Below are 18,438 nucleotides of genomic sequence, written 5' to 3'. Positions count from 1 at the left end.
CCAACATCATGCCGTTGACGATTGCTGAATATTGCGAGTCACCGGCAGAAAAATCAGGTTTTGGTGTAATACAGGCGTTTACTTATCGCGAAACGCATTGTGCAGAAGCCGCCACATATGGTGGGCCGCCGGGGTAAAACGCCGGTCAGAGTTGCGTAGCAAATGGCACTGCGCGCTGCTGGCAATCGGGTGATCGAGCGGCACCGCGACAAGCCGGCCTTCGCGGATAGGATCGGCGGCGGCATACGCCGTCATAAACGAAATCCCCAACCCTGCCTGGCTTAACCCCATAGCGGTGGAAAATTGGTTACAGCGATACGCGGGGTGAAATTGCAGCCCCTGGCTTTTAAACATCGCATTCATATGCCGTTGCAGGCCGAAGTTTTCGGTCAGCGCAATCAGCGGATGCTCGACCAGTTCCTCAATGGTGATGCGTTGACGATCGGCGATGGGATGCCCGGGCGATACCACCGCGCAAATCGGCCCCCACTGGAAGCTGTGGCGTTTAAGTTCTGGCGTGCCAATCGGGCCGAAGGCCAGCGCCATATCCGCTTCACCACTGACGATATCGTTGAGCATTTCCTGCATGCTACCGACCACGATATCGACAAACACCTGCGGGTAGGATTGCGCAAATTCGCGCATCACGCCTTCAATAAACGCGGTAATTAACCCGCCGCCAATGCGCACTGAAAGGGTTCCGCCGCGCATATGGCGCAGATCTTTAAGCTGGCTTTCCAGCTTTTCGCGCCGCTGGCGGCTGGCGAAATAGTCTTCTGCCAGCAGGCGCCCGGCTTCGGTTAGCACCACGTTGCGCCCGCGCCGCTCCAGCAATGGAAGCTGTAGCGCGCGTTCCAGTTGGGCTATCTGCCGGCTCACGACCGACGGGTTAACGCCGAGGATATCCGCCGCGCGACGAATGCCGCCCTGGTTCCCCACTTCATACAAATAACCGACCTGTTTGTCCTGAAACATCCGCCACATTTCCCCGTAACTGTTGACCACAGAGCAACAATAACATCATTCCCAGGCTATTTATCATCCCGATTGAATAGTGATAATCAAATTAACAGCCAATTTTTGTGGGTAAGCAGGCATGAAAATATGCGTTAGGATTTTTGCACCATAAAGGTGCCCGAAAATGGTGAGAGATTATTTTAGTGGGAGCGGAATCAGGTCTTAATTAAATAATTTTTCGCTAACTTTGCTTTTTATTCTCTGTATTTCACGGGAAGGGTTTTTATTGCGTAAATAATCGCCGTGAAAGCTTTTTATTTTAACATCGGGCTATTCGGGCATGGATCCTGCTTAGCATCTGTATATTGCCATTCAATTATTTTAAAGAGAGAGAATATGAGCGAATCGAAAACGTTGGAGCAGCCCGCCAATGAAACGGCAGAGGAATGGAAAGTAGGGCCAGGCGCCTGGATATCGCTAGTGATTGTGCTGCTGGTGTTTTCCGGTTTCTTTTTCAAAGTTGACGGCATGGCGTGGCTGGGCGCGTTCGACTTCACCACCCTCGGCGGTGCGTTCGGCACCATGAAATCGCCGGAAACTAACACGTTTATCGGCAGCGGCGGCATCAGCGCGAAAGCCGGTTTTCTCTTTGCGCTATCGCTGGTGCCAACGGTGATGCTGGCGCTGGGGCTGCTGGAGATCTTCACCCATTACGGTGCTATTCGCGCGGCGCATAAGCTGCTGACACCGCTGCTCAAACCTTTACTCGGTATTCCGGGCTACACGGGACTTGCGCTGATCACCGATTTGCAAAGCACCGATGCGGGCGCGGCGTTAACCAAAGAGCTGTACGACAGCGAAAAAATTACCCGTAAAGACGTGGTGATTATGGGGGCGTGGCAATATTCCGGCGCGGGGTTAATTAATAACTATTTTTCGATTGGCTCGGCGATGTTCGCCTCATTAACCATCCCGATTATTATTCCGCTGGTACTAATGTTTGCCCTCAAATTTGTTGGCGCCGCCGTGGTTCGCCTGGCATTAAATACTGTTTATAAGAGGGATTTCGATAATGAGTAATACCGCCAAAGCCTCTGGCAACCCGTTTGATATTTTCGTTATTGGCGCGCGTAAAGGTTTTAATATCGCCATCAATAACCTGATGCCGAATGTATTAATGGCCTACGTGATTGCCGAAATGCTCAATTTATTGGGCGTGATGCAGATTATTGGCCATGTTTGCGCGCCGTTAATGGGGCTGTTCGGCCTGCCGGGCGAAGCTATCACCGTGCTGCTCACCGCCTGGCTTTCGTCCTCGGCGGGCACCGGCGTGGCCATCAGCCTGCTGAGCAAAGGCCAGCTTGATGTCGGCCAAATCACCATTCTCGCGCCCGCTATCTTTTTGATGGGATCGCAACTCCAGTATATGGGCCGCCTGCTGGGTGTGGCCGATGTGCCGAAGAAGTACTGGCCGTTACTGATGGCCGTCAGCATTCTCAACGCCGTTATCGCTATGCTGATCATGCGCGTTATTGCCTGAACACTATGGAGTAAGACGTGTCACGCACATTAGAACACTTTAATTACCTGCATCAGATCCCGGAACTCGGGTTCGAAGAGTACAAAACCTCCGCCTATATCGCAGGCGTACTGGAGGCGGCGGGCTACCAGGTCACGCGCCAGGTGAACAATACCACCGGCATTGTTGCCGTGCTGGACAGCGGTAAACTTGGGCCAACGCTGGCGCTGCGCGCCGATATGGACGCGCTCGGGCACATCATTGATGGCGAGCATGTGGCGCGCCACACCTGCGGCCACGATGGTCACTCAACCGTGGTGCTGACCACCGCACAGGAAGTGATGGCTGAAGGCGTGGTGAAAAAGGGCAAACTGAAGTTTATCTTCCAGCCCGCAGAAGAGTTGGGTACCGGGGCGATTGCCCTGACCGAAGGTGGGGTGCTGGACGATGTGGATATGTTGCTCGGTTTCCATTTGCGCCCGATAGAAGAGTGCCCAATGGGCCAGGCCGTTCCGGCGATGTACTACTCCGCTTCAGCCACTGTTGAAGTGATGTTCCACGGCAAAGCGGCGCACGCGGCGCGTCCGCACTTAGGGGTGAATGCGCTGGACGCTGCCGCGCACGCCGTTCAGGCGGTGAACGGCATTCACCTTGCGCCGTCGCTCACCTGGAGCGCGAAAGCCACGCGTTTTCTCTGCGACGCCGGGGTGACCAACTCAATTCCTGATAAAGCGCAGGTGTGCTGGGATCTGCGTGCAGCAGAGAACGAGGCGATGGATGCTTTGAAACCGCAGGTGCTGCGCGCTATCGAAAGTAGCGCGGCGGCGTATGGCGCACGGGCTGAAATCCGCATCATGAAAGAGATGCCCGCCGCCATCATTGATGATGATGCCACGGCGGTGGTCTCCCGTGCGATCCGTAGCGTGTTTGGCGACGCGGGTTTGACCGCGCCGAAATCCACCCCTGGCAGCGAAGACTTCTTCCACTACCTGCGCCTGCGCCCGCAAGTGAAGGGCGGTTTCTGGGGATTGGGCGCCAACCTTGCGCCCGGTTTACATCACCCGGAGATGCACTTCGATCGCGACGCGCTGGCACTCGGCGTTAAAGTGTTTAAAGCCTGCGTGCAGGATGTGCTCGGTTGATTGTTACGGCGTCCAGCGGCGAAGCGGGGTTTCGTGTTCGTAAGGCATCGGCGAGGGCCGCGAGATAAACTCGACGATGCTGCCCCACGGCGTGCTGCCATAGCAAAAGCAGTTGCCTTCGCCTTTCTCGGTCGCAAAACCCAGCGGCTGCGGCGCGGTAAACACCTCGCCGCCCGCATCCGCAAAGCGTTGCAACGCGGCATCGATATCGTCGGCATACACCGCAAAATGTTGCAGGCCAAAATCGTTCGCCCGTAGTGGCCCGCGTTGCGACGGCCCTTGCATTTCAAACAGTTCAATTCCGGGGCCGTGTTGCAATTTCAACATGCTCACCGCTTTCACCACCGTACCCGGCACCAGACGCAACGTCTTTTGCTGCGCGTCGTTATCCAGGTCTTTATCCTGCGGCGAAACGGACTGGTAAATTAGCTCCGCGCCCAGCGCCTCTGTAAGAAAACGGGTGGCTTCTTCGATATTTGGAACGGTAATACCAATATGATCGATACCGCGAACACTCTGCTGCATGTTTCCTCCTGTTGGTTTCTTATGAATAAGCATAGCGGAAGGATCACAGAGGAAATATTTTCACGGAGAAGAAGTCGCCTTTATTTGCGCAGTTAAATAAAATAGCGCCGCGTATCAGGAGATACGCCTTTATATATCGAGGGAGTGAATATATGGCCGTAATACCGCTATTACCAGAGGAAGGTTTTGCTCTGATTTATAGAAATATGCGCGAAGCACGTATTAAAGGTATGCCGAGAAATATGGCATTACCACAAACCTATTATTGGTTTTATCAGCAAGTAAGAAATAAAGGCCCCTGGGACTACAAGCAATGGGCCAGAAATCTGGCTAATTTTGGCAATTTTAATTATGGAGCCGCAGGTTTTGCAGCAGGCATTCCTGAAGAAATTCTCTATATAGGAGCAGGTTTTGCACAATCCAGGGCGAAAACTGCCTTGCCGCATTGGGGGGCGTGGTATGGTAAGTTTCCCTACGGGGATGATCCTCACGATCAGTTTTGGATAAAACAGGGAATAGATTATGCGCGCAAGCATGGTTATTAAATGGTTACACCGGGTAACAACGGCAACTTTACTCCTGCTTGTTGCAGGCTTTCTGCTTTATCAATACATGATGAATGGCCCGAAAGATGACACCTTGTTTAGTAAGAAACAACTTTCTGAAAACGTAACACTGTACGTGACGAAATATAACGGTGGCGGTGCAACAGTATCGGATGTTTATCGTTATTATCTCGCTGACGATAAACAAACTATTGAACAACTTAATCATAGCGAACCGTTTCTGGTATCCGATACGGGCGGCGCTCATGTGAGTGGATATGGTAATACGGTGAATGTGAAATTGACCGGTCGAGTTTATTCGTTTAGCAACTCAACGCTATTCTATGCAGGCGAAAGCGCAGTGATACCGGTGATTAATTTGAATGCCATAGGTGTACGTTAAACAATGCAAAGGGTACCGATTCGGTGCCCTGATTATTCAAATATCGACCTTTGCCCGAGGATTCACATTACTTACTTTAATTACTATTAGTGCTGCATCATCAGAAAACACATAATATATGTTTCATCCTGTTGAATTTAATAATAAAAGCATAATGTGCGATGATAATGTAAAATTTGCGGATAAAATTTAAACAATGTCGTACATTCTTCTGTGGGAGTTAATACACGGAGGTCTGTATGTACGATAAAGCGGTGTACAAATGGCTGCATCGGGTTACAACAGTAAGCTTGCTGGTCGCGGTAGGCGGCTTTTTGTTGTATCAGCGTGTGATGGATGGTCCCAGAGATGACAGCCTGATTGGTAAGAAAAAAATTTCTGAAAGCGTAACGCTGTACGTCACTAAATATGACGGCGGTGGGGCGACAATGTCGGATGTTTATCGCTACTACCTGGCTGATGATAAGCAGACTATTGAGCAACTTAACAATAGCGAACCTTTCCTCGTATCTGATACGGGCGGTGCAGCCGTAAATGGGTGCGATAAAAGGGTGAATGTGAAATTAACCGGACGCGTTTTTTCGTTTAGTAATTCGACGCAGTTCTATTCGGGTGAAACCGCCATGATGCCGGTTATTGATTTAAATGCCACGGGTGTACGTTAAGCAATTCAAAGGGCACCGATTCGGTGCCCTGGTTTCATTAATATCGTAAGTAGTTATTTAATTTTTTTAAGGTGTTCGGTTGGTTAAATATAACGGCGATATATTTCATATTGAGCGGGTATTATTCATTTCCCTCGTTTATTACGTTGGTTATTAATTCAGAACACTCCGTATATACCCAACTTTACTTTCAGCCTGTGCCATTTTTACTACCCTTAATACCCTAAGCGGCAAATATTAAGGAGACAAAATATGGCTTACCAGACAGTGAATCCTTTTAACAATCAGCTCATTAAAGAGTACCCAAGCCACAGCGATGCAGACATTGAGGTGGCGCTGCGCCAGGCCGATGCCCTTTACCATTCGTCATGGTCAAAGGGAAGCATTGACCAGCGGCTGTCGGTGCTGCACAAACTGGCTGACTTATTGGAAAGCCAGCAGGAAGAGCTGGCAAAAATCGCCAGCCGCGAAATGGGTAAATTGATCGCGCAAAGCCGCAGCGAAGTACAACTTTGCGCGCAGATCGCCCGCTACTACGCGGATAACGCCAAACAATTCCTCGCGCCGGTGAAGTATCAATCTGAACTCGGCGATGCCTGGGTTGAGCATCATCCCATCGGCATCATCATGGCGGTTGAACCCTGGAACTTCCCTTATTACCAACTGATGCGCGTACTGGCGCCGAATCTTGCCGCCGGGAACCCGGTGATGTGTAAACACGCCAGCATCGTGCCGCAATGTGCCGACTCTTTTGCTCACCTGGTGCGTGAAGCCGGGGCGCCGGAAGGAGCATGGACCAACCTGTTTATTTCGTCGGATCAGGTTTCAGCGATCATTGCTGATCCACGTGTGCAGGGCGCGGCGCTAACCGGCTCGGAAAAAGCGGGGAGCGCGGTGGCAGCCCAGGCGGCGAAACATATTAAGAAAGCGACCCTTGAACTGGGCGGTAACGATGTGTTTATCGTGCTGGATGACGCGGATATCGATAAAGCGGTGGAAGTGGGGGTGCAGGCGCGTTTGGCTAACGCCGGGCAGGTCTGTACCGCTGCGAAGCGCTTTATTGTGCATCAGGACGTCTCCGATCAGTTCCTGCGCAAATTCACCGACGCTTTTCAGCAGGTGAAAATGGGCGATCCGCTCGATGAGGGCACGACGCTCGGTCCGCTCTCTTCAAAAGAGGCGCTGGATACGCTGAGCCAGCAGGTGAGTGAAGCGGTACAGAAAGGGGCGAAACTGCACTTCGGCGGGAAACCAGCGAAAAGCGAGGGTAACTTCTTCGAACCGACCATTTTGACCAATATCACGCGGGATAACCCAGCGTACTTCGAAGAGTTCTTTGGGCCGGTTGCGCAGGTTTATGTGGTCAATAACGACGAGGAAGTGGTACGGCTTGCCAATGATTCGCACTATGGTCTTGGCGGGGCGATCTTCAGCCGCAATATTCAGCGTGCCAAACAGATGGCGTCGCGTATTGAAACCGGTATGGTCTATATCAATTGGTTGACCGATACCGCCGCAGAACTGCCGTTCGGCGGGGTGAAACGCTCCGGCTTTGGCCGCGAACTTTCTGATTTAGGGATTAAAGAATTTGTGAACCAGAAACTGGTGGTTGTGCGGCAGTAGTTCGATTTGGCACTGTTCGCCGGATGGCGGCTGCGCCTTATCCGGCCGACAAAAACACCAGGCCCGGTAAGCGCAGCGCCTCCGGGCCTTGCTATGTTATTTCCGCAACGCCGCAAACGCGGTTCTGATCTCTTCTTCCGGCAGTTGCACACCGATAAACACCAATGTGCTGTGCGGAGATTCGTCACCCCACGGGCGATCCCAGTCGGCGCTGTAGAGGCGCTGAACACCCTGGAACAACAGGCGGTTCGGCTCGCCGTCAATCCACAGCATCCCTTTGTAACGCAGCAGTTTTTCCGCAAAACTCAGCAGCAAACTTTCCATCACCCGCGAAACCTCGCTGATATCCACCGGGTAATCGAGTTCCACCACAATCGAGTTAATGTCGTTTTGCTTATCCGCCATAAAGTGGAAACGCGGTTTCGCCGCCACCACATTCTCTTCCAACATAAAACCGTTAGTGTTGAACAGCAGTGTCAGATCGATATCGCCATGTGTGACGGTATAAATCGGGGCGCGGGCGTTGATACGGCTTAACCGCTCGCGTAACTTTTCGTTGTCCGGCGCGACATCGGTTTTGGTCAGCAGAATGCGATCGGCATAACCGACCTGCGACTGCGCCAGCGTGAACTGGTTCATCTGAAAGTCGGCATGGACGGCATCGACCAGCGCGATCACACCGTCCAGCAAATAGCGCTGGCAGAGAATTTCATGGGAGAAAAAGGTTTGAATAATCGGGCCGGGATCCGCCATGCCGGTGCACTCGATCACCAGCCGGTCAAAAACGATATCGCCGCGATCAAGGCCGTCGAGCAGATCCAGCAGCGCATCTTCCAGTTCATTGGCGCGGCTACAGCAAATACAGCCATTGGTCAGGGTTTTGATTTGTGTGGCGCGATCGCCAATCAGCTGATCGTCCACGGAGACTTCGCCAAATTCATTTTCGATTACCGCAATCTGGTAGCCGTGTTGCTCATTGAGGATATGGCGTAAGAGGGTGGTTTTGCCCGCGCCGAGAAAGCCGGTCAACAGAGTAACTGCGATAGGGGTCATAGATTCTCCTTTAGCAACAGCGGACACCGCCTTTACCATCACCGCCGTAGCGCGCTTGTTGGCGCTCGCGGAAGAACTCTTCGTAAGTCATGTACGGTTTATCCGGATGGTTGGTCTTCATATGCTCAACATAGTTGTCATAGTCGGGAATACCAATCAGCATCTTCGCCGCCTGACCGAGGTATTTTTTGGCTTCGCCTAAATTACCAAACATTGTCTCATCCAGATAGAACGTAGGCCCGGTAAGCATAGCGCCACCGGGCAATTTGCCGGATGCGGCTTACGCCTTATCCGGCCTACGATGGCTTATTAATGGTGTGAAGAGGTTTTCACGCCGCCTTCCGGCACTGGCACATACGGGGTTTCTTTATCGGTACGTACTTTGTTGTTACGTACCTGAAGCCAGGTTTTGATGCCGTAGAAAATGATGCTGTACACCACCACCAGGAACAGAATGCTCAAACCCGCGTTGGTGTAGTTGTTCACCACGATATGGTTCATGTTGGCAATCTGCTCGGCGGTCAGCTCACCGCCACCGGCGGCGATCTTCTCTTTGTACTGGTTAGCCATATACAGGAAGCCTTCCAGCTGCGGGTTGGTGCTGAACAGTTTCAGGCCCAGCGCCCACGTGGTGCAAAGCAGCAGCCACATCGCCGGCACCACCGTTACCCAGATGTACTTGGTGCGCTGCATTTTCACCAGAACCACTGTGCCGAGCAGTAGGGCGACAGCGGCCAGCATCTGGTTCGAAATACCGAACAGCGGCCACAAGCTTTTCACGCCGCCCAACGGATCAACCACGCCCTGATACAGCAGGTAACCCCACAGACCGACGCAGCCAGCCGTACCAATCACACCCGCCACCAGCGAGTCCGTTTTCTTCAAGAACGGCACAAAGTTACCCAGCAGATCCTGCAACATAAAGCGGCCTGCACGGGTTCCGGCGTCAAGTGCGGTCAAGATAAACAACGCTTCAAACAGAATGCCGAAGTGATACCAGAAGCCCATGTCCGCCATCGGAATGATTTTATGGAACACATGCGCGATACCGACTGCCAGCGTCGGTGCGCCACCGGCGCGGTTCAGTACGGACGGTTCGCCAATGTCTTTCGCGGTTTGCAGGATCTGCTCCGGCGAAATCACAAAGCCCCACGAACTAACCGTGGCTGCTGCATGGGCGGTGACATCTCTTAGCTGCGCCATGATCATCGGCGCGTTATCGCCACCCAGTTCATGCAGGTTCGGCATGGTGATGCCAAGGCCTGCTGGCGGGGTGTTCATGGCGAAGTAGAGACCCGGTTCGATAATGGACGCCGCAACCAGCGCCATCACCGCAACGAAGGATTCCATCAGCATGGCGCCGTAACCGATAAAACGTGCGTCGGTTTCGTTGGCCAGCAGTTTCGGCGTGGTGCCGGATGCGATCAGCGCATGGAAACCAGAGACCGCGCCACAGGCGATGGTGATAAACAGGAACGGGAACAGCGCGCCTTTCCACAGCGGGCCAGTACCGTCAATGTACTGCGTGACCGCTGGCATTTTCAGTTCCGGGTTGAGGATCACGATACCCAACGCCAGACCGACAATAACGCCGATTTTCAGGAAGGTGGCCAGGTAGTCACGCGGGGCAAGGATCAGCCAAACCGGCAGCAGCGCGGAAACAAAAGCATAACCAATCAGCGCGAAGGTGATGGTGGTGTCTTTGAACGTCAGTGCCGGGCCCCAGTACGGATCGTGGGCAATTACGCCGCCGAACCAGATGGAGGCAATCAGCAGCACAATACCGATAACGGACACTTCGCCCACGCGGCCAGGGCGCAGGAAGCGCATATAAATGCCCATGAACAGCGCAATCGGCACGGTGGAGCAAACGGTGAACACGCCCCACGGGCTTTCAGCCAGTGCTTTCACGACGATCAGCGCCAATACCGCGAGGATGATGATCATAATCAGGAAGCAGCCGAACAGTGCGATGGTGCCGGGCACGCGGCCCATCTCTTCTTTCACCATCTCGCCCAGAGACGCGCCGTTACGGCGTGAAGAGATAAACAGCACCATAAAGTCCTGCACGGCACCGGCCAGTACTACGCCTGCCAGCAGCCACAGCGTACCCGGCAGGTAGCCCATTTGCGCGGCCAAAACCGGGCCAACCAACGGGCCAGCACCGGCGATAGCGGCAAAGTGGTGGCCAAACAATACGTAGCGGTTGGTTGGCACGTAGTTTAGACCGTCGTTATTGATCACCGCCGGTGTGGCACGAGTGGGATCAAGTTTCATCACCTTCTGGGCGATGTAAAGGCTGTAGTAGCGATAAGCCACAAGATAAACAGAAACGGATGCGACCACGATCCACAGGGCGCTGACGTGCTCACCCCGGCGTAACGCGACGACCGACAAACAAAAAGCACCGATGATCCCAAGGATCAACCAAGGTATGTGCTTGAATAACTTTTTAGTATCCATATCAGACCTGATTTTTAGCAGAAATAGTGAATTGGATTTGAGGTGTTGAGTTGGCTGAATGCTGCCGACGATCATGGCAAATTACGCGCGCGAAACGGCGATGATTTGTCTGAGTGGTTAGAAAAAGCGGGTAAGCGGTAAGAGAGCCGTAGTAAGCGGTTGGGAAATGTCTTAGGGGTGAGGAAATATGTGATAGCGGTCACGCAAAGCCACGTCCCATAAGGGTTTAGCCGTAAAAACGCACAAACGAATGATGCTATTTTGCGCGATGTAAATTAGTACATTCACCCATAAAGTTTTCTCTGGTCAGGCCGAAAATCTAACATCTATCTATAAGGAAAGAGAAAGCATGTTAACCCGTATTAAAATCGTTACCAGCTTGTTACTAGTACTTGGACTTTTTGGCCTTTTACAACTCACTTCCGGCGGCTTGTTCTTCAACTCGCTGAAACAAGACAAAGAAAACTTCACCGTTTTACAAACCATTCGTCAGCAACAATCCACGCTCAACGGCAGTTGGGTCGCGCTTTTGCAAACACGTAACACCCTTAACCGCGCGGGCATCCGCTACATGATGGATCAGAACAATATCGGCAGCGGCGCCACCGTGTCGGATCTGATGCAGATTGCCAGCACCTCGTTGAAACAGGCGGAAGCGAACTGGAACGCTTATCAGGTATTGCCGCGCGATCCGCGTCAGAGCGATGAAGCGGCTGCAGAGATTAAGCGCAATTACGATATTTATCACAACGCACTGGCGGAGCTGATTCAGTTGCTCGGCGCGGGCAAGATCAACGACTTCTTTGATCAGCCTACGCAGGGCTACCAGGACGGTTTTGAGAAGCAGTACGTCAACTATTTGCAACAGAACGATCACCTGTATGACGAAGCGGTAGCCGACAGCGAAAGCTCTTATGGTTCGGCGGTTTGGATCATCATCACGGTGCTGATTGTGGTTCTGCTAGTGATTGTGTGTGTTTGGGTGGGCATCAAACGTGCGCTGATTGCGCCGCTGAACCACCTGATCGACAACATTCGTCACATCGCCGGTGGCGATCTGGGGCAGCGCATTGATGTGCAGGGCTCCAATGAAATGGGCGTACTGGCCGACAGCCTGCGCCATATGCAAAGTGAACTGGTACGGACCGTGAGTGATGTGCGTAATGGCGCGAATGCCATTTACAGCGGCGCCAGCGAAATCTCTGTCGGTAACAACGATCTCTCTTCCCGCACTGAACAGCAGGCGGCTTCTCTGGAAGAAACCGCAGCCAGCATGGAAGAGTTGACCGCGACGGTGAAACAGAACGCCGAAAATGCCCGTCAGGCGAGCCACCTGGCGCTGAGCGCCTCAGAAACCGCGCAGAAAGGCGGCAAAGTGGTGGATAACGTAGTGCAGACCATGCGCGACATCACCGCCAGCTCGCAGAAAATTGCCGATATTATCAGCGTGATCGACGGCATTGCTTTCCAGACCAACATCCTGGCACTGAACGCAGCGGTAGAAGCGGCGCGTGCGGGTGAACAGGGCCGTGGTTTTGCTGTGGTCGCCGGTGAAGTGCGTAACTTGGCGCAGCGCAGTGCGCAGGCCGCACGTGAAATCAAAAGCTTGATTGAAGACTCTGTTGGCCGCGTTGAACTGGGTTCAACCCTGGTGGAAAGCGCCGGTGAAACCATGGATGAGATCGTCAACGCGGTCACCCGCGTCACCGATATCATGGGCGAAATCGCGTCGGCTTCTGACGAGCAGAGCCGCGGTATTGACCAGGTTGGCCTGGCCGTTGCCGAGATGGACCGCGTCACGCAGCAGAACGCCTCGCTGGTGGAAGAGTCTGCAGCGGCCGCAGCGGCCCTGGAAGAGCAGGCCAGCCGTCTGACCGAGGCTGTTGCGGTGTTCCGCCTGATGAACGAGCAGCGCAAAGCGGCATCGACTGTGGCAAAAGCGGCTCCGGCAACAGCGCAGCCGCGTAAAGTGGCACCTGCCGACAGCGGCGATAACTGGGAAACCTTCTAAATCGCCTGATGCGCCCTGCGATGCAGGGCGCGTTTTCTTACCCTTCGCGGTTCACCACTTTGATTTCCACCAGACCAATCCCCAGCTTACGCGGTGAATGACCGAGGATATTGCCCTCGTTGGTCGATTGCGGATCCGGCGGCACAATCACCAGTTTGTTACTGTGCGAGGCATTGTTGAAACGCAGCGTGGTGGTGCTCAAATCGTTACCCAGCGTCAGCGTTTGCTCTTCATTACCCACCCGTACCGGGATCGGGCGATTGGCGTTCGGGCCGAAGGCTTTGGCGGTGATCACTAGATCGAAATGTTGCGGTAACGGCTGGTTATATTCGATAGCCACTTCCTCGCCCAGTTGCGCATTCGACCAGCGTCCCCAGCTTTCTGGCCGGGAAATGCCGCTAAACTGCTTCACCTCTTCCGGCGCGCCCGCCACGTTAAAGACGAAACTGTCGGCTTTGTAGCGAATGCTGTCGTCGAGGATTTTCAGGGTATCGACATTTTTCTGATAGCGATCGGTGCTGATTACCGTTTGCTTGAACGCGGTTTTGCCTTTCCACTGCGGTTTATCAACGCGCTGAACCTGCTGTTCACCGCCCAGTTGCCCCTGCGACACGCACCAGTCGGTGGAAAGGGCTAACGTCGGCGACCACAGCCGCGCCATTTTGTAGCACTGATCGATCCACACGAAGTTGTCGCGCGGGGCGAAATCTGCCAACTGGAAGCGCAGCGGCGCGGAGTATTCACTCTCTGGCAACGGCTCGACTCGGTCGGACACCCGCACCAGCAGCGGCAAACGGAATTGGCTGCCGGAGAAGGCGATCATCTGTTTATCCTGATCGATGGAGAACGCCTTCATCTCTTTCGGGAAGTTCCACAGGCGGATGATATCCGGCTTCCACGCCAACACTTTCTCTTTCATATTCAGGAATACGCCGGAAAGCGACTGGCCGGAAATACTGCTGCGCCCAAGGCCAAGGAAGTTATCGCCGCCGAGAATATCGAGCACAGTTGCACCGTTATCCATAGTGCTGCGTTTAATGCCGGAAACATCCTGCTGCGGTTCATCGCCGCGCAGGACAAAGAACAGATTGCTGCGATCTTGTTTGTTGAGGTATTTCCACGCTGTGTTGTTCATCGCCAGGTGATCCGACGACACCACGATCACCGTGTCTTTAAACCACGGCGAGGCTTTTATCTTGTTGATCAGCTTCGCGATGTTCTGCTGGCTACAGGTGACCGCGCTAAAAGATTGGTTCGCTTTACCGTCGTAACTGTAACTTTTGCGCTCGCAGCCACGGGAGATAAAACCGTCCGGGTGATGGGTGTCCACCGTCAGCGCGAACAGCGAAAATCGTTTGCCGGAGCGGGAAAGTGCTTCGTACTGCTTCCACACGGTATCCAGTACCGTATCGTCGTAGAAACCCCAATCATTACGGTAATGAGGGTCGGCAACCTGCGTTTTTAACTCTTCGGCGCCGATCAGGTGATCAAAACCGTGGGATTTCAGAAACACATCTTTGCCCGCGAAACGCAGGTTAGCGCCCTGGATAAAATGGTTTTCGTAGCCGGAATTTTTCAGAATGTCGCCGAGACACAGGTTCTGCGGGAAGAAGCTGGAAACAGATGCCGAGGCGTTGCCTTCAAACGGCGCGAACAGCGGAATGCCGCACTGCGATGAAACCATCCCAGCGATGGTGTAATCCGTGCCGGGGAGCTGTTCCGTGTGGCTGAAATCGATGCTTTCGTTTTTCAGGGCGCCAAGTTCCGGCGTCAGGTCGGGAAACGCATCATTGTTGAAATAGGTGCGCTCCAGACTTTCGCCGTAGATATACACCAGGTTCAGGTGTGGGTTGGGGATCTGTTTGGCGGGCACTTTGTAATAGACGCCAAAATCGGGATCGCCGTCGCGCGATTGCGATTTTACCAGCTCGGTTATCTGGCGAAATGCCGGGCTGGCATCCACCGAACCGAGAGCCAGCGCGAGCGCGAGCAGGCTGTAGCCCAAATGGTGGGGGAGATGTCGGCGGCGGCGTAACACCCAGCCGAGGGCGCAAAACACCGCGACCAGCGCCAAAATTAAGCCCGCGCCGGGAAGCACATATTTGCCGACGCCCGCGCCTGTCAGGCTGTTAGTGAGGGTGTACAACACCGCATCATTAATGCCGTCACCGGTAAAATAGTCGCTGGCGTAAAGCGTGATGTTCAACAGAATAAAGAAGCCCAAAACCAGTAATGTGGCGCTGAACCACCACGTATTACGACCTGCTTTCAGGGCATAAATCACCACGGAAGCAAGAAACAGGGCAATAGAGAGCAATTCGGACAACCGTCATTCCTCATCAATACCAGATATTGCTGGCCTTTAATTTTTGTAACAGGGCATATAATTTAACGGCGATGTCACATACCTGCAATTGTAGTGTCAACTTATCGGCGGTTTATTCAGAATTGGTTTAGAAAGGCGTAAGAGTGATCGCCCTCTCATTTGCGCACAGAGGGAAAACGCCGCGTTGAGCGCAACGCGGCAGGGGGAAATCAGGAGAGGAAGTTGACGCCCTGTTTCAGGACGATATCGCAAGCTTTCGATTTCACTTTTTCCGCCAGCGGCGTGCTACCGATATTGCTCAAATTTAACTGTTCACCATTTTTGGTGTTCAGCATTCCCTGAATCCCTTCCAGATAGTTGGTGTCCTCTTTTTGCTCGGTTGCGCCGAGGCCTAATTTATCCAGCACCTGGTTTTTCACATTTTCCGTGTTGGTCAAAGACGAGAGTTTATTTTTAGCGCACCAGCTCATCACACCTGCGGCGTTGTTCATGGTATCGGCGCTGAGCGCCTGATTGCCGCCGTTAAGCAGACCGCCAAGGGAAGAGAGCGATAGCCCGCCTTGTTGTGATGATGATTGGTTCTGGCTGAGTTGGCTGGCAGCACTGGAGAGCGAATCTTGCCAGGATGCGGCGTGGGCGAAACTGGTGAGCATCGCGCTGCTCAGTGCAGCGGTGCAAAGCAGGCGTTGGGCGAATTTCATTGGGCAAATCCTGATTGAGAGCTAAGGCGGGCAGTATACACCCGGGCGCGGGGGCGCCACGGATGGGAAAACTCTCAATACTCTTTGCCGGTGACGCGGCTGCGGTAGCTGTCCCAGTTGAAGATCACCCACAAACTGTTGCCGAGGCGCATCCTGTCCATCACGCGTTCGCCGAGCAGCTTGTTCATCTCTTCCAGGTTACTGTTAGTCAGCATGCCGGTGGGGCGCTTGGAGGAAGATCGGCGGTCAACAATCTGATTGATAATCACTTTTTCGTAGCGCGACTCGGTTTGCATGCCGATTTCATCGATCACCAGCAAATCAACGCTGCTTAAGTCATTCAGCAATTGCTCTTCGCTGCTTTCCCGGTTACCAAAGGTCTCTTTCATTGCAGACATAATGTCGGCCACGGTGATGATCAGCACCGATTTACCGCGCAATAACAGCTCATTACAAATGGCCGCCGCGAGGTGATTTTTACCGGTTCCCGGTTTGCCCGAGAAGATAAAGCTGGCGATATTGCCGTCGAACTCTTCGACATATTGCCGCGCTTGGCTGAGGGCGCGCATTTGGCCTTCCGTCTCGACACGATAATTATCGAACGAGCAGTTTTGGTGCAGAGGACGAATGCCGGAGCGATTAAAGGTGCGCTGCATTTTCATGGCGCGGTTTTCGCGCTCGAGCGCCGCCGAACGCAGTTCACCCTGTTGCTTCTGCCAGGCCATTAACTCTTCGCCCGTTTTAAACGCGGGCTCGACGTTGGCAGGGATCATTTTTTGCAGCCGCTTCATCAATTCGCCGACGTTTTTCATCGTTATCCTCTAAAGCCTGGTGGGATTTGATTGTCTGGTTCGGAAAGCGCGTTGATATCGCGTTTCGCCGCGCTGTTCTGGCTGGAGCGCCCGATTTGCAGGCTGCGCGCCAGCTTTTGCTGCCATTGCACGTGATGGAACACTTTCCCTTCTGCCTGCCAGTAAGCAACAAACGAAGCCAGCTCTTCTGGGGTTGCCGGTTGCGTTAACGCAATGCCCCACATCGCGGCCAGCCGCTGAAAATCGGCATCCGGTTGCCAACCCGCGTACATGGCAAATTTGCCCATTGGAACATTAACCGGCGCGGCGGTGGGTTCTTCATAAAATTGCGCATCAAGGGAGATATCGCTCGCCGGGCGCGCCAGACGCTCTTCAAGAGCCAGCAGTTGTTCCAGGCGCTGCGGTGTGATGGCGTAAAACGCGGGGCTGTTATTAGCAAAAACGGCGACGGCACCGCCTTCCGTACGAGCCAGTACGCTGGCGTGATCGCGCACAAATTCATCAATGCCGATGACATTCGACGTCAGGATTCTGGAAGACATAACGCGTTCTCAAACAGGATAACTACGGATACGGTACTGTGCTTTTTTCGCACAGACATAATGGCACATAGTAACACAGTGAGCAGAAAGGGCGTAAAGCACGAAAAAAGCCGGGTTTCCCCGGCTTTGGTTTTCCCAAAAGTGTCCGCGAAACAAACGCGTTACGCGATGATATTGAGCGTAACGTCGATATTGCCACGAGTGGCATTGGAATAAGGGCAAACGATGTGCGCGGCGTCGACCAGTTTTTTGGCTTCAGCGGCGTCCATTCCTGGCAGGTGAATGTTCAGTTTGGCTTCGATACCAAAGCCAGTCGGTAACGGACCGATACCGACTTCACCTTCGATAAATGCGTCTTTTGGCAGGGTAAATTTGTCGCGACCGGCCACAAATTTCATCGCACCCAGGAAACACGCGGAGTAACCCGCTGCGAACAGTTGTTCCGGGTTGGTCACTTCACCGCCTGCGCCGCCCATCTCTTTTGGCACACCCAGTTTGACGTCCAGTACGCCGTCGGAAGAGGTTGCACGGCCGTCACGGCCCCCGGTCGCTTTGGCTTTGGCAGTGTAAACAACTTTTTCTAAAGACATGACAGGTTCCTTATTATCTTGAGTGTTTGCTATAAAATAGCACGCTACTTATTGGTGAGCATAAACTCCTCGCGAAGGCGTTTATGCTCGTTGAAACTGTTGGCGGAACTGTTCCAGTTGCTGTTTGAGATCGTGCAGCGCGGCGTCATCACAGGCCATCGCACAGCGAATCGCTTCTGGAATGGCGGCCGCTTGTTGCTGCAAATCACGCCCGCTTTCGCTGAGCGTAATCACCACCTGCCGTTCATCCTGACGCGAGCGCTGGCGATTGATAAGCCCAGCACTTTCGAGGCGTTTTAACAGCGGTGTCAGCGTGGCGGAATCCAGGAACAAACGTTCGCCAATGTCCGACACGGTAATATTGTCTTTTTCCCACAATACCAACATCACCAGGTACTGCGGGTAGGTCAGGTTCATCGGCGTCAACAACTGCCGGTAGAGCTTATTTAGCGCCAGGTTTGTCGAGTAGAGCGCAAAACAAAACTGGTTATCTAACGCGAGCTGCGCTTTCGCGGTTGGAGTCGATGTTTTCTTCATGGTTTTGAATATAGATAGCGCACG

19 protein-coding genes are annotated in these 18,438 nt (G+C 53.4%); 8 read left to right on the top strand and 11 right to left on the bottom strand.

What is annotated here, in order from left to right:
• Positions 1–78: 78 nt before the first annotated feature.
• Positions 79–975, bottom strand: a complete 897-nt coding sequence (locus AAEY27_RS18900; protein ID WP_342322335.1) for a LysR substrate-binding domain-containing protein — start codon at positions 973–975, stop codon at positions 79–81.
• 378 nt (positions 976–1,353) lie between these two features.
• Between AAEY27_RS18900 and AAEY27_RS18895 the strand changes: the two genes are divergently transcribed.
• Genes AAEY27_RS18895 through AAEY27_RS18885 form a run of 3 tightly spaced genes read left to right on the top strand, consistent with a single transcriptional unit; the run spans position 1,354 to position 3,618 of the window.
• Entirely contained in the window at positions 1,354–2,037 is a 684-nt protein-coding gene (locus AAEY27_RS18895) for a nucleoside recognition domain-containing protein (protein WP_342322334.1), read from the top strand.
• Positions 2,030–2,497, top strand: a complete 468-nt coding sequence (locus AAEY27_RS18890) for a YjiG family protein (protein WP_342322333.1) — start codon at positions 2,030–2,032, stop codon at positions 2,495–2,497. Before AAEY27_RS18895 ends, AAEY27_RS18890 begins: the two co-directional genes overlap by 8 nt.
• Before the next feature lie 17 nt (positions 2,498–2,514).
• Positions 2,515–3,618, top strand: a complete 1,104-nt coding sequence (locus AAEY27_RS18885; RefSeq protein WP_342322332.1) for a M20 peptidase aminoacylase family protein — start codon at positions 2,515–2,517, stop codon at positions 3,616–3,618.
• Between the two features lie 3 nt (positions 3,619–3,621).
• Here the strand turns inward: AAEY27_RS18885 and AAEY27_RS18880 are convergent, their stop codons facing one another.
• Entirely contained in the window at positions 3,622–4,092 is a 471-nt protein-coding gene (locus AAEY27_RS18880) for a VOC family protein (RefSeq protein ID WP_425294686.1), read from the bottom strand.
• Positions 4,093–4,295: 203 nt separating this feature from the next.
• Between AAEY27_RS18880 and AAEY27_RS18875 the strand changes: the two genes are divergently transcribed.
• The 4 genes from AAEY27_RS18875 to AAEY27_RS18860 all read left to right on the top strand — a co-directional run bounded on the left by AAEY27_RS18875 (position 4,296) and on the right by AAEY27_RS18860 (position 7,379).
• The gene (locus AAEY27_RS18875; RefSeq protein WP_342322330.1) at positions 4,296–4,688 is read left to right on the top strand and encodes a polymorphic toxin type 44 domain-containing protein; all 393 of its coding nucleotides are present in this window, start codon (positions 4,296–4,298) and stop codon (positions 4,686–4,688) included.
• Positions 4,666–5,091 carry a hypothetical protein gene (locus AAEY27_RS18870; protein WP_342322329.1) on the top strand — a complete coding sequence of 142 codons (426 nt, stop codon included), beginning with the start codon at positions 4,666–4,668 and terminating at the stop codon, positions 5,089–5,091. Before AAEY27_RS18875 ends, AAEY27_RS18870 begins: the two co-directional genes overlap by 23 nt.
• A gap of 239 nt (positions 5,092–5,330) precedes the next feature.
• On the top strand, positions 5,331–5,756 hold the full coding sequence (locus tag AAEY27_RS18865; RefSeq protein WP_342322328.1) for a hypothetical protein: 426 nt from the start codon (positions 5,331–5,333) through the stop codon (positions 5,754–5,756).
• 252 nt (positions 5,757–6,008) lie between these two features.
• The gene (locus tag AAEY27_RS18860) at positions 6,009–7,379 is read left to right on the top strand and encodes an NAD-dependent succinate-semialdehyde dehydrogenase (RefSeq protein ID WP_342322327.1); all 1,371 of its coding nucleotides are present in this window, start codon (positions 6,009–6,011) and stop codon (positions 7,377–7,379) included.
• Positions 7,380–7,475: 96 nt separating this feature from the next.
• Here the strand turns inward: AAEY27_RS18860 and yjiA are convergent, their stop codons facing one another.
• The 3 genes from yjiA to AAEY27_RS18845 all read right to left on the bottom strand — a co-directional run bounded on the left by yjiA (position 7,476) and on the right by AAEY27_RS18845 (position 10,895).
• On the bottom strand, positions 7,476–8,432 hold the full coding sequence (yjiA, locus tag AAEY27_RS18855) for a GTPase (RefSeq protein WP_342322326.1): 957 nt from the start codon (positions 8,430–8,432) through the stop codon (positions 7,476–7,478).
• A gap of 10 nt (positions 8,433–8,442) precedes the next feature.
• Positions 8,443–8,646: a YbdD/YjiX family protein gene (locus tag AAEY27_RS18850; protein ID WP_312687047.1), complete on the bottom strand. Its 204-nt coding sequence runs from the start codon at positions 8,644–8,646 to the stop codon at positions 8,443–8,445.
• Between the two features lie 95 nt (positions 8,647–8,741).
• Positions 8,742–10,895 carry a carbon starvation CstA family protein gene (locus tag AAEY27_RS18845; protein WP_342322325.1) on the bottom strand — a complete coding sequence of 718 codons (2,154 nt, stop codon included), beginning with the start codon at positions 10,893–10,895 and terminating at the stop codon, positions 8,742–8,744.
• A gap of 349 nt (positions 10,896–11,244) precedes the next feature.
• On the opposite strand from AAEY27_RS18845, the gene tsr reads away from it, so the two are divergent.
• The gene (gene tsr, locus AAEY27_RS18840; RefSeq protein ID WP_342322324.1) at positions 11,245–12,906 is read left to right on the top strand and encodes a methyl-accepting chemotaxis protein; all 1,662 of its coding nucleotides are present in this window, start codon (positions 11,245–11,247) and stop codon (positions 12,904–12,906) included.
• Positions 12,907–12,943: 37 nt separating this feature from the next.
• Here tsr and opgB read toward each other — a convergent pair whose 3' ends face one another.
• The 6 genes from opgB to AAEY27_RS18810 all read right to left on the bottom strand — a co-directional run bounded on the left by opgB (position 12,944) and on the right by AAEY27_RS18810 (position 18,414).
• On the bottom strand, positions 12,944–15,232 hold the full coding sequence (gene opgB / locus AAEY27_RS18835) for a phosphatidylglycerol--membrane-oligosaccharide glycerophosphotransferase (protein ID WP_342322323.1): 2,289 nt from the start codon (positions 15,230–15,232) through the stop codon (positions 12,944–12,946).
• Positions 15,233–15,441: 209 nt separating this feature from the next.
• The gene (locus AAEY27_RS18830) at positions 15,442–15,933 is read right to left on the bottom strand and encodes a DUF2501 domain-containing protein (RefSeq protein ID WP_342322322.1); all 492 of its coding nucleotides are present in this window, start codon (positions 15,931–15,933) and stop codon (positions 15,442–15,444) included.
• A 74-nt stretch (positions 15,934–16,007) separates the two neighbouring features.
• Positions 16,008–16,745 carry a DNA replication protein DnaC gene (dnaC, locus tag AAEY27_RS18825; protein ID WP_342322321.1) on the bottom strand — a complete coding sequence of 246 codons (738 nt, stop codon included), beginning with the start codon at positions 16,743–16,745 and terminating at the stop codon, positions 16,008–16,010.
• 2 nt (positions 16,746–16,747) lie between these two features.
• On the bottom strand, positions 16,748–17,287 hold the full coding sequence (gene dnaT / locus AAEY27_RS18820; protein ID WP_342322320.1) for a primosomal protein DnaT: 540 nt from the start codon (positions 17,285–17,287) through the stop codon (positions 16,748–16,750).
• 161 nt (positions 17,288–17,448) lie between these two features.
• Positions 17,449–17,877 (bottom strand): organic hydroperoxide resistance protein, encoded by a 429-nt coding sequence (locus AAEY27_RS18815; protein ID WP_342322319.1) that lies wholly within the window; start codon positions 17,875–17,877, stop codon positions 17,449–17,451.
• 81 nt (positions 17,878–17,958) lie between these two features.
• The gene (locus AAEY27_RS18810; RefSeq protein WP_342322318.1) at positions 17,959–18,414 is read right to left on the bottom strand and encodes a MarR family winged helix-turn-helix transcriptional regulator; all 456 of its coding nucleotides are present in this window, start codon (positions 18,412–18,414) and stop codon (positions 17,959–17,961) included.
• Positions 18,415–18,438: the final 24 nt, after the last annotated feature.

This window comes from Kosakonia sp. BYX6 (assembly GCF_038449125.1).
In the GTDB taxonomy this organism is placed as follows: Bacteria; Pseudomonadota; Gammaproteobacteria; order Enterobacterales; family Enterobacteriaceae; genus Kosakonia; species Kosakonia calanthes.
This window is presented reverse-complemented; position numbering and strand designations above follow the sequence as displayed.

Coding starts and splice junctions, on each gene's coding strand:
- AAEY27_RS18895 (WP_342322334.1), top strand. CDS start 1,354: ATGAGCGAATCGAAAACGTTGGAGCAGCCCGCCAATGAAACGGCAGAG.
- AAEY27_RS18900 (WP_342322335.1), bottom strand. CDS start 975: ATGTTTCAGGACAAACAGGTCGGTTATTTGTATGAAGTGGGGAACCAG.
- AAEY27_RS18890 (WP_342322333.1), top strand. CDS start 2,030: ATGAGTAATACCGCCAAAGCCTCTGGCAACCCGTTTGATATTTTCGTT.
- dnaC (WP_342322321.1), bottom strand. CDS start 16,745: ATGAAAAACGTCGGCGAATTGATGAAGCGGCTGCAAAAAATGATCCCT.
- AAEY27_RS18810 (WP_342322318.1), bottom strand. CDS start 18,414: ATGAAGAAAACATCGACTCCAACCGCGAAAGCGCAGCTCGCGTTAGAT.
- tsr (WP_342322324.1), top strand. CDS start 11,245: ATGTTAACCCGTATTAAAATCGTTACCAGCTTGTTACTAGTACTTGGA.
- AAEY27_RS18845 (WP_342322325.1), bottom strand. CDS start 10,895: ATGGATACTAAAAAGTTATTCAAGCACATACCTTGGTTGATCCTTGGG.
- AAEY27_RS18830 (WP_342322322.1), bottom strand. CDS start 15,933: ATGAAATTCGCCCAACGCCTGCTTTGCACCGCTGCACTGAGCAGCGCG.
- AAEY27_RS18875 (WP_342322330.1), top strand. CDS start 4,296: ATGGCCGTAATACCGCTATTACCAGAGGAAGGTTTTGCTCTGATTTAT.
- dnaT (WP_342322320.1), bottom strand. CDS start 17,287: ATGTCTTCCAGAATCCTGACGTCGAATGTCATCGGCATTGATGAATTT.
- AAEY27_RS18860 (WP_342322327.1), top strand. CDS start 6,009: ATGGCTTACCAGACAGTGAATCCTTTTAACAATCAGCTCATTAAAGAG.
- AAEY27_RS18850 (WP_312687047.1), bottom strand. CDS start 8,646: ATGTTTGGTAATTTAGGCGAAGCCAAAAAATACCTCGGTCAGGCGGCG.
- AAEY27_RS18865 (WP_342322328.1), top strand. CDS start 5,331: ATGTACGATAAAGCGGTGTACAAATGGCTGCATCGGGTTACAACAGTA.
- AAEY27_RS18815 (WP_342322319.1), bottom strand. CDS start 17,877: ATGTCTTTAGAAAAAGTTGTTTACACTGCCAAAGCCAAAGCGACCGGG.
- AAEY27_RS18870 (WP_342322329.1), top strand. CDS start 4,666: ATGCGCGCAAGCATGGTTATTAAATGGTTACACCGGGTAACAACGGCA.
- yjiA (WP_342322326.1), bottom strand. CDS start 8,432: ATGACCCCTATCGCAGTTACTCTGTTGACCGGCTTTCTCGGCGCGGGC.